The sequence below is a fragment of the Streptomyces sp. NPDC088252 genome (assembly GCF_044740965.1).
GTDB lineage: Bacteria > Actinomycetota > Actinomycetes > Streptomycetales > Streptomycetaceae > Streptomyces.
The window spans coordinates 90298-105401 of sequence record NZ_JBIURS010000006.1 but is presented as its reverse complement, the minus strand read 5'-3'; the positions used below and the strand labels follow the sequence as shown (position 1 = coordinate 105401).

The following is a 15104-nucleotide window of genomic DNA, read 5'->3' as shown; positions in this document are numbered from 1 at the left end:
CGGAGAGACCAGGTGACCCAGGTGCCTCATATGCCCAAGACGTCCCAGGGGACCGCCTTCGCTCCCGATTCGCTGGTGCTGAACCGCAAACTGCCGCTCTGGTACCAGGTCTCGCAGTCCTTGCGCGCCTCGATACTGGGGCGCGCCAAGGACGCCTCGGCCCGGCTGCCGACCGAGGAACAGCTCGCCGCGCACTACGGCGTCAGCGTGCTGACGATGCGCCAGGCACTCAAGGAACTGGAGACGGAGGGGCTGATCAGCAGGCACCGGCGGCGCGGCACCTTCATCGAGCCGCGCGCCCGCCGGGTCTCGCCGGTCCGGCTGCTGGGCTCGATCGACGCGATCGTGGCCCAGCAGTCGGGCGAGCGGACCGCGGTCCTCGGCCATGGTCCGGTCGCCGTACCGGGCGATCTCGCCGAGTACTTCCCCGAGTGCGCGGAGGTGGTCAGCTACCGCAGGCTGCGCCGCGACGGGGACAGCGGTGAGCCCACCAACTGGGCGCAGAACGCGGTGCGTCCCGAGGTCGCGGCCCGGCTCGACGTCCGCGACCTCGAACGCTGGCCGATGACCAAGGTGCTGCGCGACCGGGTCGGTGTCCGGATCGCGCGCATCACCGACACGGTCGAGGCGCGCCTCGCCGACCCGGTCACGGCCGAACTCCTCCGAGTACCGCTGCTGAGCCCGATCCTGTTCTACACGGGCGTGACGTACGACGAGAGCGGACAGGTGGTGGATGTGGCGCAGATCCGCTACCGGGGCGACCGGTTCTCGTTCTCGGTGACGGTGGAAGCGCACTGACGGCCCGCCCTCCGTCGCCGTTACGATGCCAGGGCGGCGTGGCGACGGGGAGGACGACACGGTGGCAGCACAGGCGGCGGCCGGAGCCGGCGGGGACGACGACAGCCCGCTGCTCGACGACCTCATGCCGTGGTCCGTACGGCCCCTGCGGACCGGTCGCCCCTGGGTGACCGCCCCGGACGCCGGTTCGCTCAAGGCCCGTTGGGAGCGGCTGGTCCGGGCCGGGGCCGCCGAGCGCGAACGGCTGTTCCGGCCCACTCGTTCCCGTACCCCGCAGACCCCGGTGGCGGCGCTTCCTGGGCAGGCCACCGGCACCGGCCGGTTCGCCCGCGAGTCAGGGCCGTGTCCCGAGCCGGTACGGATCCTGCACGGACCGTTCGACGAACAGTGGCTGATCCCCGACCACCGGCTGATCGATGCCGCCCGTCCCGAGCTGTGGCGGGTCGCCGACGGGCAGCAGCTCTTCGCCGTCGAGCACGGGTACGTGCCCCAGGACACCGGGCCCGCCCTGTCCGTGACGGCGCTGCTGCCGGACGGCCATTCCCCCGCCGGTCGGCCGGGCCGGATCCGGCCGCTGTACCGGCGCCCCGGCGGTCTCGAACCCAATCTGGCCCCCGGACTGCTCGCCCTGCTCCGTGACCGCCACGGGGACACGGTCACCGAGCGCTCGGTGCTGGCCTGGACGGTCGCGGCGGCCCGCCACTCCGCGGCCGGTTGCGTGGTGCCCCTGCCCGCCGACCCGGAGCGCTGGTCGGCGGGGGTGGAACTGGGGGAGGAGCTGTTGCGGCTGGAGCTGCGCGGTGCCCGTGGCGGGGAGCGCCCGCGGCTGCCCGGTGGGCGCCGCCCCTACGTGCGGGCCTCGGTTCCGCCCGTACCGACCGCATTGGGGTACGAGCCGGCCGACGAGACGCTCACGCTGGGCACGGGCCGGATCTCGCCCGTGCCGGCCGGGGCCTGGGAGTTCCGGGTCGGCGGGGTCCGGATGCTGGAGCTGTGGTTCGAGCGGCGCGCGGGTGCGGGAGCGGCGGACACGGATGCCCTGGAAGCGGTCCGGCCCCGCGTCTGGCCCCAGGAGTGGACCTCGGAGCTGCTGGAACTGATCACCGTGCTCGCGCTGCTCGACGGGCTCCGGCCCCGGCGGGAGGGCCTGGCCGACGGCCCGAGGATCACGGCCGGCGAGCTCCGCGCGGCGGGCGTCCTGCCAGTCCCGGCGGCGGCCCGGCGGCCCGCGTCGGTGCTCGATCACCAGGAGGAGGGCCCGGACGGGCAGTTCGCGCTGCTGTGACGGGGCGCCGGTGGCCGCGCGCTACCGGTCGAAGGAGTCCAGCACCCGGTCGAGCATCCGGTCGAAGACCCCGTCCAGATCGATCGGTCCGGGATCCTCGGCGAATCCCGCGGCGATCCGTGGATACTTCCCCGTCGCGATCCGGCTGACCAGATAGCCGGTGCGCACGGCGTGCTCCTGCTCCTCGGACCACGGCAGCGACCGGCTGCGCTCCGCCGTGGCGATCTCGTTGGCCACATAGGTGGTGATCACGCCGTTGATCAAGGCGATGAGTTCCATCTTCTCGCCGAACCGTGCGTCGACCCCGTCCAGGCAGCTGAGCGAGTACTCCAGATACCGCAGGGAGTTCGGGCTGAAGCCGTACACGGGTGACATCAGCCGGGGCACCCAGGTGTGGCGGTGCATCATCGCGCGGGCCTGATGGGCCAGCGCGACGAGATCGGCGCGCCAGTCGCCGGTGGGCTCCCGGTACTCGTACTCGGCACTGACCGCGTCGAGCATCAGCTCGTACAGGTCCTCCTTGCGCGGCACGTAGTTGTAGAGCGACATCGTGCCGCAGCCCAGCTCCGCCGCCACCTTCCGCATGGAGACCGCGTCGAAGCCCTCCGCGTCGGCGATCCGGACGGCGGCCGCCGCGATGTCGCCGCGGCTGAACGCGGGCCTGGGGCCGCGGCCCGCACGCTCGGGGCGCGCCCAGATCACTTCGGGTACAGCGGGTCGCCCCACCATGGATCATCACCTCGCCCACCATGGTAGTTACGTACACCGTACGTAGTGCGGTACGGTAAGCCGCATGACAACTACGTACGCTGTACTTAGTGAAGGTCTGGAGAAGCGGTACGGCGATGTCCACGCACTGCGCGGGCTCGATCTCGCTGTCGCCGAGGGGACCGTCTGCGGAGTACTGGGGCCGAACGGCGCGGGCAAGACCACCGCGGTCCGGGTCCTCACCACGTTGACCGTGCCGGACGGCGGAAGCGCCCGGGTCGCGGGCCACGACGTGGTGCGCGAGGCGGGCGCGGTGCGCGCGGCGATCGGCGTCACCGGGCAGAGCGCCTCGGTCGACGGCGAACTGTCCGGCCGGCAGAACCTGCGGCTCTTCGCCAAGCTGCTCCGGTTCCGGGGCGAGGCCGCGCGCAGCCGGGCCGACGAACTCCTGGACCGCTTCGAACTGGACGACGCCGCCGACCGCCCGGCCCGCACCTACTCCGGCGGGATGCGCCGCCGCCTCGACCTCGCCGCCAGTCTGCTGACCCGGCCGCGGGTGCTCTTCCTGGACGAACCGACCACCGGGCTCGACCCGCACAGCCGCAATCAGATCTGGGCGGCGGTACGCGAGCTGGCCGGCCTGGGCACCACCGTGCTGCTCACCACGCAGTATCTGGAGGAGGCCGATCGACTGGCCGACGACATCGTGCTGATCGACCGGGGCCGGGCCGCCCACCGCGGCACCCCCGCCGAACTGAAGTCCCGTATCGGCAGCTATGCCGAAGTGGTCGTCGCCCATGAGTCGGCGCTGGTCCCGGCGGCAGCCGTCCTCGATCAGCTCACCGGCGCCGAACCGGTGCTCGACCACGAGCGCCGCACCGTGGGCGCCGTCGCGACCGACCTCACGCTCACCCTCCCCCGCATCGTCCGCGAGCTCGACGCGGCCGGCGTACCGCTGGTCGACGCGAGCCTGCGCCCGCCGACGCTCGACGAGGTCTTCCTCCGCCTGACCGGCCGCAACGACGGCCGCACCTCCCCGCCCCCGAAGGAGACGGCAGCATGAGCAGCATCGCACCGGTCCACGAGCCGGCCGTCGCGTCCGCCACGAGCACCCCGGTCGCCGACGCCCTGGCCATGCTGGGCCGCCATCTGCAGCGGATCAAGGCCGCGCCGGGCGTCATGATCCTGACCCAGACCATGCCGATCACGATGCTGCTGTTCTTCGGCTACGTGTTCGGCAGCGCGCTGGCCATGCCCGGCCAGGAGTACCGCGCGTTCCTGGTGCCGGGCCTGCTGGCGTCGACGGCGGCCAACGGGATCATGGTCGGGATGTTCCAGGCGTCGCAGGACTGCGACCGCGGAGTGATGGACCGGTTCCGTACGCTGCCGATGAGCCGGACCGCCGTGCCGTTCGGCCAGACCGCCGCGGATCTGCTGACCACGGCCATCGGCATGGTTCCGCTGATCCTGGCCGGACTCGCGGTGGGCTGGCGGATCGAGGGCGGCCCGCTCGCCGCTGCGGGCGCCTTCGGGCTGCTGCTGCTCCTCCGGTTCGCCACGTCCTGGCTCGGCTGCTGGCTGGGTCTGCTGATCCGCAACGAGGAGGTGGCCGGCCAGCTGGGCAGTGCCACCTTCATCCTGCCGCTGCTGTCGAGCGCGTACATTCCGACCGACAACCTGCCGGGCTGGCTGCGCACGGTCGCGGAGTGGAACCCGATCAGCGCCATGGCCTCGGCCACCCGCGATCTGTTCGGCAACGCGTCCCCGTCCGCCGACGGCGCCTGGCCGGTCGCCCATCCGGTGGCCGGGACGCTCGCCTGGTCGGCAGTGCTTCTCGCGGTGTTCGTGCCGCTGACCGTACGGCGTTACGCGCGCGGCGGCGAATGACCGCGGCGCACCGCGGTCAATGCGGCAGTGCGGTGGGGCGGTCCAGGGCGCCGAGCAGGCTGATGAAGCTCGACTCCAGGAAGGCGCCGAGCTCCGCCGGACCGTCGGGCCCGCCGGACGGCCAGCTGGTGACGGCCTCCTCGGCGAACGCCATCCAGGCCCTGGCCGCCACAGGCAGCCGCGGCGAGTCCGGCATCCCGAGCCGTCGCTGGGCCTCCTCCACCCGCCGGGCGAGGATGCCTCTGGTGCGCTCGACGATGTCCTCGGCCGCCGGCTGACTGCCGGCGGCGCCGCGGACCAGGGCGAGGTACACCTTGCGGTGCTCCAGTACGTACGCCACGAAGCCGGTGATGAACGACCGCAGCCAGGGGACGGGCTCCAGTGAGGAGTCCGGTTCCGTGGCTGCGGCGAAGCCGTCGCACTCCTGCCGCACGACGGCGCGGTAGAAGTCACGCTTGGAGTCGAAGTAGTGGAAGAGCAGCCCCCGGGAGATACCGGCGCGGCGCGCCACCTCGTCCGTGGAGAGCTCGTCCAGTGACCGGTCGGCGAGCATGTCGAGCCCGATGGCGACCAGCTGGGCCCTTCGTTCGTCGGGGCTCAGGCGCGCGGCTCGCTTCTCGGGCATGCGAGCAGTCTAGTAAGTACTTCGGTGCCGAATTATTTCGGCATACCGCTCGGCATGGGCCGGATGCCTCGGCGAGCACACCGAAGCGCTGCTGCGGACCCTGGGGATGACGGGAGGTCGGACAGCAGCGCAGTGCCGGGACGGTGTGGTCACCCGAGCGGGCGGCCTGGCCGGGGAGCCCGAGCAGTGGACCGATGGGGCCGTGACGGGCCGTCGGGTCAGTGGCGGCTGCCGAAGAGCGAGCGGCGCAGTCGGCGCAGCGGCGCGAAGAGCGAGACCCGCGCACTCCTGCTCCGATGGCTGTGGGCGGCGTCGCGCGAGGTGAGCTCGCGCATCAGCAGTGTCGCCTCCGCCGTCTCCCGCTGCGGGACGGCAGGGCCGCCGAGCACCGCGAGATGGCGGTCGAGGCGCGAGCTCGTCGCACTGCTTCCGCATGTGATGGCAGGCACACGCGGCCTGCTGCGCATCGCTATCTGTTCCATGTCACTCCCCACCCGTACGAGGGCACCCGGCCCGGGCAGGTTAACCCTAACCCCCCGCGACGACACCCGTGTATCCCGGTCGCAGGATTGAGCACACACATACGGAGGTTGACGGCCGACATCCGAATCCGCCCGATTCCAGGGCGAGTTGGACAGAACGGAAGTGATTCGTCCACGATGGACCGCCCGCCTGCCGGACGGAGACCCCTGCGGACGGGGGTCTCCTGCCCGCCGGCCTGCCGGACGGGCCCGGCGCGTGGCGAGCGTGGATCAGGCCGCCGATTTGAGTGCGGGCAGATAGCCGCCCGACTGTCCGGCCGCGGTGGGGTGGTAGGACTCACCGATGTTGAGCCAGTTGAGGCTGTGCAGCCAGGCGTCTCCGGAGCAGATCTCGTGGCCGGTGAACTTCCCCGCGACATCGGCGTAGGTGAAGCCGTGGTCGGCGGCACGCTTGGCGGTCGCCGCGTTCAGGTAGTCGGCGGCAGCGTTGATCGCGGTACGCACCTTGTCGCTCAGGCCGACGACGCAGCTGCCGCCGATCTTGTAGAAGCGCGGGTACCCGAGGACGACGACGCGGGCGGACGGCGCCTTGGCGCGGATCGCCGAGTACACCGAGTCGAGGTTGCCGGGCAGGGTGGTGTCGACAAAGCTGCGAGCCGTGGCGATCCGGCTGAGGCAGGTGGCCTCCGACTGGAGGACACAGGTGGTCATGACGTCGGCGAAGCCCGCGTCGTTGCCGCCGATGGATATCGAGACGAGGTCGGTCGAGGCGTTCAGGGGGCCGAGCTGACCGGCCTTGACATCACCCGTGCGGGCACCCGAGCAAGCGGTGAAGGCGAAGGACGAGGGCGAGTTGGCGGCGGCCCAGAGTGCGGGGTAGGCCTTGGTGCTGCGCTTGCAGTCGCCGCTGGCGCTGTCGTAGCTGCCGGATCCGACACCCGAGGAGTACGAGTCGCCGAGCGCGACGTAGTCGACGGCCTGGACGGACGAGGCGGCATCGGCGGTGGCCGCTCCGGTCAGCGCGAGTACGGCACCGAGCAGGACCGATGACGAGAACGCCACGAGTCTGGACATCTTCATGGAACCTCCCTTGGACCGACCGGCAGGATCTCCGCCTGGTCTGCCGAGTCCGTGGTAGCAGCACCTGCACCTCCACCGGAAGTGTCCATGCCAAGTTGGTCCAACGAGTTGGTCCCCGCGTCCCCCTGAGGACACGTCGGATCCGCTGTCCGAGCGTCCGAAGCGGGGAGGAAGGTGGTGAAACCCGGGTGCGTCGGGTGCTCCCTTGCCGGATCATGGGCGCCATGCCTGCCAACCCCGAGTCCGCTCTGCCGATCCGGCTCACCGTCGACGACAGCGATTCCCCGTCCGACGTCGTCGACGCGCTGTTCCTCGGCCGCTTCGCGACGGGCGAGCAGCCGTACTCGCACAGCTCCTCCCTGGATCGCGTCAAGGCCGGGGCGACCCTGCTGCCTCCGGCGGCCGAGGTGCTGCGTGCCGCGCGCGACGACGACCGCAGCGCCACGCTGGCCGAGGGCGACGGCTGGACGCTGCTCGTCTCGCGGTGGAACCGCGGCGCCGACGTCACGGTCACCGCCACCAGCGCGGAGCTGGCCCGGAAGATCCTCGGCCAGGCGACGGACGGTGCGAGGGACGAACCCGAGCCGCAGCCCGAGAACGTGACGATGGGTTTCTGGTACGTGTCCCCGCGCCGCGGCCCGTACCGCACCACCCGGCAGATCGCCGCCGGCGCCTGGGACGAGGTCCGCGCCAACTACACCGCGCCCGTGGCCGATGCCATGGGCCGGCTGATGAAGGTCACCCCCGATGACATCGCGGGCCGGCTGCTCCTGCTGCACGGTCCGCCCGGCACCGGCAAGACCTCCGCGCTGCGCACCCTCGCACGCTCGTGGCGGGACTGGTGCCAGGTCGACTGCGTGCTCGATCCGGAGCGGCTCTTCAACGACGTCGGCTATCTGATGGACATCGCCATCGGCGAGGACGACGGCACGGCGAAGGGCCGCTGGCGGCTGCTGCTCCTGGAGGACTGCGACGAGTTGATCCGCGGCGAGGCCAGACACACGGCGGGCCAGGCGCTCTCCAGGCTGCTGAACCTCACCGACGGTCTGCTGGGCCAGGGACGCAACGTGCTGGTGGGTGTCACCACCAACGAGGACCTGGAGCGGCTCCACCCGGCGGTGGTCAGGCCCGGCCGCTGTCTCGCCAGGATCGAGGTGGGCCCGCTCACCCGCAAGGAGGCGGTGGGCTGGCTGGGTACGGAGGAAGGGCTCGGCCGCGAGGGCGCCACACTCGCCGAGCTGTACGCGCTGCGGCGCGGCAGCGGTCCCGCGTCGGTGCCGAAGCAGGATTCAGGCGCGGACGCGGGGCTGTACCTCTGAGCCCGGTGGCCCGCCGCCCTCAGCCGCCGCTGACGGGCCGGAGGACCGAGCGGGACCGGCGACCGAGGGCAGACCCGCCACCGGTCGGCCCCGGCAACGGCAACGGCAACGGCAACGGCAACGGATCAACGTGTCGCGTACGCCGCCCGCACCGCGTCCTCGGCCAGGGACAGCGCCTCGGCCCGCGACAGGCCCAGCCGCCGGGCCTGCTCCGCGTATTCCTGAGCGGCGGCCGCCGCATGACGGTCCGCCGCGTCCCCGGCGGCGGCGATGAACGTGCCGTTGCGCCCACGGGTCTCGATCACCCCGTCGGTCTCCAGGGCCCGGTACGCCTTGGCCACGGTGTTCGCGGCGAGGCCGAGCTCCTCGGCGAAGCCACGTACGGTCGGAAGTCTGAAGCCGACGGGCAGCGCGCCGGAGCGGGCCAGCTCGGAGATCTGCGTGCGCAGTTGCTCGTACGGGGCGGTATCGGCGTCCGGATCAAGGGCGATCTTCAGGGTCACGCCCCGATTCTCCCCCACCGGCCGGAAAATCAGCGGCGGACCGCGCGTGCCCACGCGTAACGTCCGGCCCATGACTGTCCTCGTTCGCGACTTCCTGCCCGCCGATGCCGAGGCCTGGGTGCGGGTCCGGCGTGCCGCACTGCCCTACATCGTGACGACTCCCGAGCTGGTCGCCTGCGATCTGTCCTGCGCCCATCCCGGCAAGCGCTACCGGCTGCTGGTCGCCGAGGAGGACGGGGAGCTCATCGGGACCGCGCAGGTCGGCCTCGTCCACGACAGCCCCGAACCCGGCCAGGCGTTCTTCAACCCGTACACGCATCCGGATCGCACCGGGCGCGGGGCCGGTGGGTTGCTGCTGAGCACGGCCGAGGAGTATCTGGCACGGGAGGGCGCGCTCGCGATCCACACCTGGGTGCTCGACACCCCGTCGAACCGCGCCTTCGCGGAGAAGCGCGGCTACACGGCCGGCCGCTCGGCCCACTTCCTCCATCTCGACCTGGCGCACGGGGCGCTGCCGCCCCGTCAGGAGCTGCCGCGGGGCGTCGAGCTGCGGACCGCCGCCGACTTCGCGGACGACCCGCGCCCGCTCTTCGAGGCGGACGCCGAGACCACGGCCGACGAGCCGAGCGACACCCCGATGGAACTGTCCGACTACGAGGACTGGCTGAATCACACCTGGCGCAACCCCGCGCTCGACCACGAGCTCACCTCGGTCGCGATGGTGGACGGGGAAGTGGCGGCGTTCAGCGCGGCGCAGACCGACGGACTGACCCGCTACATGTCGGGGATGACCGGAACCCGCCGGGCGTACCGCAACCGGGGCCTTGCCAGGCTCGCCAAGAACGACTCGCTGCACCGGGCGCGCGCCGCCGGATACACGGACGCGTACACCGGCAATGACGCGGACAACGGTCCGATGCTGGCCGTCAACCGATGGTTCGGCTACGAAATCTGCGCTACGGAGGTGCGCCATGTCCGCAAGCTCGGCTGAGACCGCGTTGGTGGTCGCCCTGGTGAAGGCCGGACGGACCAAGATCCGCTATCCGGCGGACGTGGTCCGCGACGACGGCACCCGGGTGACGGTGCGTGCGCCCTGGGCGGCACCGGGGGTCCGCGACTTCGGCTTCGTACGGTTCGAGCCGGGGGACGTGTTCACCGAGCACTACTGGCGCGACCGCTGGTTCGCCGTGAAGGAGGTCCGTGGCGGCACGGGCGGGCTCAAGGGCTGGTACTGCGACATCACCCGCCCCGCCGTGCTGCGGGACGGGGAGCTCCTGGTCGAGGATCTGGACCTGGACCTGTGGGTGTCGGCGGACGGTTCGTCCGTGCTCCGGCTGGACGAGGACGAGTTCGAGGAGAGCGGGCTCGCCGAACGCGATCCGGCGGCGGCCGGGGCGGCCCGCCGGGCACTGGACGAACTGGAACACCTGGCACGCACGGAGGGTCTCGCGGCGCTGCTGGCCTGACGCACGGAGCCCCGTCCGTCCGCCGGAGTTCCCGCCGCCGGGACCCCGGGCGGTCGGCACCCCGGCCGTGGCGGCCCGCCGGGCACGGGGCCGTGGAGTGCGCCCCGTGCCCGGCGGTGGGTCCGGGATTCGCTCCCGCCCCCATGCCCACTGGCCGGGGACGGCTTCCGTGATCACCGGTTGAACTAAAGTACTCAGGCCAGTTCCCCACCCGGTGACCTGAGAAGGAATCACGGATTATGCCGACTGAGACGTTCGAGTTTCAGGTGGAAGCGCGCCAGCTTCTGCAGATGATGATCCACTCGATCTACTCGAACAAGGACGTGTTCCTGCGCGAACTCGTCTCCAACGCCTCCGACGCGCTCGACAAGCTGCGACTCGAAGCACTCCGCGACGACTCGCTCGGCGCCGACGTGTCCGACCTCCACATCGACATCGAGACCGACAAGCAGTCCCGCACGCTGACCGTGCGGGACAACGGCATCGGCATGTCGCACGACGAAGTCGTCCAGCTGATCGGGACCATCGCCAACTCCGGCACGGCGAAGTTCCTGCGGGAACTCAAGGAGGCCGAGGACACCGCCGCGGCCGAAGGGCTGATCGGCCGGTTCGGTGTCGGTTTCTACTCCAGCTTCATGGTGGCCGACGAGGTCACGCTGCTGACCCGGCGCGCGGGCGAGAGCCAGGGCACGCGCTGGACGTCGAGCGGCGAGGGCACGTACACGATCGAGACCGTCGACAGCGCCCCCCAGGGCACCGCGGTCACGCTGCGGCTCAAGCCCGAGGACGCCGACGACCGGCTCTACGACTACACCTCCCCGTGGAAGATCAGGGAAATCGTCAAGCGGTATTCGGACTTCATCACGTGGCCCGTCCGCATGGCCGCGGAGACCGCCTCCGACGACACCGCGAAGCCCGTCGAGGGGGCCGACGGCGACGCCCCGCGCGAGCCCGAGACCCTGAACTCGATGAAGGCCCTCTGGGCACGCTCGCGCGACGAGGTCACGGACGACGAGTACCACGAGCTGTACAAGCACATCAGCCACGACTGGATCGCTCCGCTCGAAACCATCCGGCTGCAGGCGGAGGGCACTTTCGAGTACCAGGCACTGCTCTTCATCCCGTCGCACGCGCCCCAGGACCTCTTCATGCAGGGGTACAAGCGCGGCATCCAGCTCTATGTGAAGCGCGTCTTCATCATGGACGACTGCGAAGCGCTGATGCCGCCGTACCTGCGCTTCGTGAAGGGTGTCGTCGACGCGCAGGACCTGTCACTCAACGTGTCGCGCGAGATCCTCCAGCAGGACCGCCAGATCCAGCTGATGCACCGGCGTCTGGCGAAGAAGGTGCTGTCGACGGTCAAGGACATGATGTCCGCCGACCCGGAGCGCTACGCCACGTTCTGGCGGGAGTTCGGCCGCGTCCTCAAGGAGGGGCTGCTGAGCGACTTCGAGAACCGCGACGCCATCCTCGGCGTCGCCTCCTTCGCCACGACCCACGACAAGGACGAGCCGACCACGCTGCGGCAGTACGTGGAACGGATGGAGGACGGCCAGGAGCACATCTACTACCTCACGGGTGAGTCCCGGCAGGCCATCGAGAACTCCCCGCACATGGAGGCGTTCCGGGCCAAGGGCGTCGAGGTGCTGCTGCTGACCGATCCCGTCGACGAGGTGTGGGTCGAGGCGGAACCCGAGTTCGACGGCAAGCAGTTGCGGTCCGTCGCCAAGGGCGAGGTCGACCTCGGTACCGAGGAGGAGAAGAAGGAGGCCGCGACCGAGCGCGAGAACCGGCAGCAGGAGTACGCGGATCTGCTCGCCTGGATGACGGACCGGCTGAGCGGGACCGTGAAGGAGGTACGGCTCTCCTCGCGCCTCACCGTCTCGCCCGCCTGCATCGTCTCGGACACGCACGACGTGACACCGGCGCTGGAGAACATGTACCGCGCCATGGGCCAGCCCGTCCCGCACGTCAAGCGCATCCTCGAACTCAACCCGGAGCACCCACTGGTCAGCGGCCTCAGGCGGGCGCACTCCGAGAAGAGCGAGGAGTCCGGCACCGGCCTGGAGGAGACGACCGAGCTCCTCCACGACCTGGCGCTGCTGGCCGAGGGCGGCGAACTCGGCGACCCGTCGCGATTCGTCAGGCTGATGGCCGACCGCCTGGAGCGCACCCTGTGAGCCGAGGCCATGACGCCCCGGACAGCCTCCGGGGCCCGTCCGGGGGATCAGGGCCGGGCAGGCCCTGAGGGATGTCCCGTGGTCGCAGGGGCGGTCAGGCCCCTGCGCCACCGGGCTCCGGCCCTCCCGGCGCCCGGACAGGCGGACCGTCGAGCAGAACGCCGAGGCGGTACGCGTCCGACGGGATGAGGCCCGGCCGGCGATCCGCACGGGGGCGCGCACCGAGGGCGCCGGGGTGCCTCGCCGGTCGGGCCAGGCATCCGCCCCGACCGGATCACCGGCCGGAGCGAATGGTCCGACTCGTCCGGGGAACAACCTCGACCGGACGGCGGGACATCAGCTTCCGAAGCCGAGGCCGAGCCGGTCGAGGGTCTTGAGCCAGAGGTTGCGTCGCCCGGAGTTCTCGTCCGCGCGGGCGAGAGACCATCTGGTGGCCTGGATTCCCGCCCATCGGACCGGTTCCGGCGGAAACGGAAGGGGCTTGCGCCGCACCATCTCCAGTCGGGTCCGCTCGGTGCACTCGCCCGCCAGCAGGTCGAGCATCACCTCGGCACCGAAGCGGGTCGCGCCCACGCCGAGACCGGTGAATCCGGCCGCGAAGGCGACCCGGCCCCGGTGAGTGGTGTCGAAGAACGCGGAGAAGCGGGTGCAGGTGTCGATCGCGCCGCCCCAGGCGTGGGTGAAGCGCAGCCCTTCCAGTTGCGGGAAGGTCCGGAAGAAGTGCCGGGCCAGGGTGGCGAACGTCTCCGGCCGCTGGTCGTGCTCGGCACGCACCCGGCCCCGGTAGTGGTAGAGGGTGTCGTAGCCGCCCCACAGGATGCGGTTGTCGGTCGAGAGCCGCACGTAGTGGAACTGGTTGGCGGCGTCGGAGAATCCCTGCCGGTTGTACCAGCCGACGGAGGCGAGCTGTTCGTCCGTCAGCGGCTCCGTCATCAGCGCGTAGTCGTACACGGGGACGGTGTAGAGGCGGTGCCGCTTGACCAGGGAGGGGAAGGCGTTGGTCGCGAGGGCGACCCGGTCGGCCAGGACGCGTCCGTACGGCGTGCGCACCGTGATCCCTGGGCCGATCTCCTCGACGGCCGTCGCCCGGGTGCGCTCGTGGATGCGTACGCCGAGGTCCAGACAGACCTGCTTGAGGCCCCATGCGAGACGTGCGGGGTTGAGCATCGCCGTGCCCTCGTCGTCCCGGAGCGCCCCCAGGAAGGTCGGTGAGTTGATCTCGGCGCGGGTCTGGTCGGCGTCGAGCACCGTCTGCTCGGAGCCGTAGCGGGCGGCGAGCGCGGCCATCTCGTGCAGGTCGTCGACCTGGTACGGCTCGGTCGCCACGTTGAGTGCGCCGGTGCGCTCCCAGTCGCATTCGATGCCGTAACCCTTGATCGTGTCCTCGATCGCCTGGAGGTTCCGGATGCCGAGCCGTTCCAGCTCGGCAAGCTCGTCGGGCCAGCGCTCGAAGCCATTGCCCAGACCGTGGGTGAGGCTGGACTCGCAGAATCCGCCGTTGCGCCCGGACGCGGCCCAGCCGATCTCCTCGCCTTCGATCAGGACGACGTCACGGGAGGGGTCGCGCTCCTTGGCGATCAGAGCGGTCCACAGGCCGCTGTAGCCACCACCGACCACGAGCAGATCGCAGCAGGTGTCGCCGACCAGGGCCGATGTGGCCTGCGGGCGACCGGGGTCGTCCAGCCAGAACGGGGTGGGGCAGGCATCCCGGAGCGCGTGGACGGGATCCATGGAGGACTCCTCGGGTGGTTCGTTGTGCGGCTGGACCTATGGGTCCCGCCATCAGACGCCACCCCGAGAAGTGTGTCAACGCCGTTGACGTAAGCCTCGTGGCGCCGCGGCTCACCCGGAACGGAGGCCGGCGCGGCCAGGATCCCGGCCCGTTCCCGCCCGGCCCGTGTCCGGGCGGGCCGCGTGGCGCGAGCACCCGGCCCGGGCTCAGTCGGCCGCCCGGCCCGCCCGGGGCAGCCTCGCTTCGACGGCGTCGAGCAGCAGCTCCAGCGCGAACGGATAGCCACTGAGCATCATGTCGGTCGCCAGCAGCTGCGCGGTGGCGGCGATGTGGGGATGGGAGCTCGCGTCCAGGCGGCCGTAGCGGTCCTGCCACACCTGGAGATCGGCCGCCTGCGCGGGAGCCGGCAGGGCGAGCGCCGCCGCGTCCAGGGCCGCGAAGGCGAGCGCCTGGTCCACGAAGGAGTGATAGATCCGCACCGCCTCCCCGTCCCGGAAGCCCGCCGACCGCAGCACGCCGAGGATCATCTCCACGGCCCGCATCTCGTTGTCCCGCCCGGTCGTCCGGTGCGCCGCCAGCAGGGCGGCCTGCGGATGCGCCTGGTACGAGGCATGGACGCGCAGACCCAGCTCGCACAGGTCGGTACGCCACTCGCCGGTGGACTTCCAGCCGTGCTGCGCACGGCCGATGAGCTCGTCGGCGATCGCGAGCAGCAGGTCGTCGGTGTTGCGGAAGTACCGGTAGAGCGCACTGGGGTCGGCGCCCAGAGCTGCTCCCAGCCGCCGGACCGTCAGCGCCTCCGCACCATGCTGACCGACCAGCCGCAGGGCCGTCTCCACGATGATCCGCTCGGACAGTACCGTGCCCTGCTTCGTCGGCCTTCTGCGCCGCCGCTGCGGTTCCGGAACCACACGCTCATTCATGGCGGGGAGCTTATGACAACAGCATTGACGTGTGAAGAGGGCAACGGTTTCATGGCCTGCCATCCGGACCCTCCGGCCACCTTCCCCGAGCGAGGCGACGACCGTTGGTGGTACCA

At 71.2% G+C, this 15104-nt stretch carries 15 protein-coding genes; 8 read left to right on the top strand and 7 right to left on the bottom strand.

Going from position 1 to position 15104, the window contains the following annotated elements; all coding sequences use genetic code 11:
- Positions 1–30 precede the first annotated feature (30 nt).
- Together ACIOHC_RS14440 and ACIOHC_RS14435 are read left to right on the top strand one after the other, a co-directional pair.
- Positions 31–798, top strand: a complete 768-nt coding sequence (locus tag ACIOHC_RS14440) for a GntR family transcriptional regulator (protein ID WP_351074841.1) — start codon at positions 31–33, stop codon at positions 796–798.
- Positions 799–859: 61 nt separating this feature from the next.
- Positions 860–2083: a type ISP restriction/modification enzyme gene (locus ACIOHC_RS14435; RefSeq protein ID WP_389637174.1), complete on the top strand. Its 1224-nt coding sequence runs from the start codon at positions 860–862 to the stop codon at positions 2081–2083.
- A gap of 21 nt (positions 2084–2104) precedes the next feature.
- Here the strand turns inward: ACIOHC_RS14435 and ACIOHC_RS14430 are convergent, their stop codons facing one another.
- Positions 2105–2812 carry a TetR/AcrR family transcriptional regulator gene (locus tag ACIOHC_RS14430; protein WP_351074838.1) on the bottom strand — a complete coding sequence of 236 codons (708 nt, stop codon included), beginning with the start codon at positions 2810–2812 and terminating at the stop codon, positions 2105–2107.
- Positions 2813–2876: 64 nt separating this feature from the next.
- Here ACIOHC_RS14430 and ACIOHC_RS14425 point away from each other — a divergent pair, with 64 nt between their 5' ends.
- Entirely contained in the window at positions 2877–3854 is a 978-nt protein-coding gene (locus tag ACIOHC_RS14425) for an ATP-binding cassette domain-containing protein (protein ID WP_351074836.1), read from the top strand.
- 71 nt (positions 3855–3925) lie between these two features.
- Positions 3926–4678, top strand: coding sequence for an ABC transporter permease (locus ACIOHC_RS14420; RefSeq protein ID WP_351074910.1), 753 nt, complete (start codon positions 3926–3928; stop codon positions 4676–4678).
- Positions 4679–4694: 16 nt separating this feature from the next.
- Here ACIOHC_RS14420 and ACIOHC_RS14415 read toward each other — a convergent pair whose 3' ends face one another.
- From ACIOHC_RS14415 to ACIOHC_RS14405, 3 genes are all read right to left on the bottom strand, one after another.
- The gene (locus tag ACIOHC_RS14415) at positions 4695–5303 is read right to left on the bottom strand and encodes a TetR/AcrR family transcriptional regulator (protein ID WP_351074835.1); all 609 of its coding nucleotides are present in this window, start codon (positions 5301–5303) and stop codon (positions 4695–4697) included.
- Between the two features lie 218 nt (positions 5304–5521).
- Positions 5522–5785, bottom strand: coding sequence for a hypothetical protein (locus ACIOHC_RS14410; RefSeq protein WP_351074833.1), 264 nt, complete (start codon positions 5783–5785; stop codon positions 5522–5524).
- Positions 5786–6055: 270 nt separating this feature from the next.
- Positions 6056–6865 carry an SGNH/GDSL hydrolase family protein gene (locus ACIOHC_RS14405; RefSeq protein ID WP_351074831.1) on the bottom strand — a complete coding sequence of 270 codons (810 nt, stop codon included), beginning with the start codon at positions 6863–6865 and terminating at the stop codon, positions 6056–6058.
- Positions 6866–7089: 224 nt separating this feature from the next.
- Between ACIOHC_RS14405 and ACIOHC_RS14400 the strand changes: the two genes are divergently transcribed.
- Complete coding sequence (locus ACIOHC_RS14400; protein ID WP_389637177.1) at positions 7090–8184, top strand: DUF5925 domain-containing protein; 1095 nt, start codon at positions 7090–7092, stop codon at positions 8182–8184.
- A 125-nt stretch (positions 8185–8309) separates the two neighbouring features.
- Here ACIOHC_RS14400 and ACIOHC_RS14395 read toward each other — a convergent pair whose 3' ends face one another.
- Positions 8310–8687 (bottom strand): GntR family transcriptional regulator, encoded by a 378-nt coding sequence (locus tag ACIOHC_RS14395; protein WP_351074827.1) that lies wholly within the window; start codon positions 8685–8687, stop codon positions 8310–8312.
- A 70-nt stretch (positions 8688–8757) separates the two neighbouring features.
- Here ACIOHC_RS14395 and ACIOHC_RS14390 point away from each other — a divergent pair, with 70 nt between their 5' ends.
- The 3 genes from ACIOHC_RS14390 to htpG all read left to right on the top strand — a co-directional run bounded on the left by ACIOHC_RS14390 (position 8758) and on the right by htpG (position 12333).
- The gene (locus tag ACIOHC_RS14390; RefSeq protein WP_351074825.1) at positions 8758–9678 is read left to right on the top strand and encodes a GNAT family N-acetyltransferase; all 921 of its coding nucleotides are present in this window, start codon (positions 8758–8760) and stop codon (positions 9676–9678) included.
- The gene (locus ACIOHC_RS14385; RefSeq protein ID WP_351074823.1) at positions 9659–10153 is read left to right on the top strand and encodes a DUF402 domain-containing protein; all 495 of its coding nucleotides are present in this window, start codon (positions 9659–9661) and stop codon (positions 10151–10153) included. The genes ACIOHC_RS14390 and ACIOHC_RS14385 overlap by 20 nt, the downstream gene beginning before the upstream one ends.
- Before the next feature lie 239 nt (positions 10154–10392).
- Positions 10393–12333 carry a molecular chaperone HtpG gene (gene htpG, locus ACIOHC_RS14380; protein WP_351074821.1) on the top strand — a complete coding sequence of 647 codons (1941 nt, stop codon included), beginning with the start codon at positions 10393–10395 and terminating at the stop codon, positions 12331–12333.
- 336 nt (positions 12334–12669) lie between these two features.
- Here the strand turns inward: htpG and ACIOHC_RS14375 are convergent, their stop codons facing one another.
- Positions 12670–14064 carry an NAD(P)/FAD-dependent oxidoreductase gene (locus ACIOHC_RS14375; RefSeq protein ID WP_401842883.1) on the bottom strand — a complete coding sequence of 465 codons (1395 nt, stop codon included), beginning with the start codon at positions 14062–14064 and terminating at the stop codon, positions 12670–12672.
- Positions 14065–14271: 207 nt separating this feature from the next.
- Entirely contained in the window at positions 14272–14988 is a 717-nt protein-coding gene (locus ACIOHC_RS14370; protein ID WP_351074818.1) for a TetR/AcrR family transcriptional regulator, read from the bottom strand.
- Positions 14989–15104: the final 116 nt, after the last annotated feature.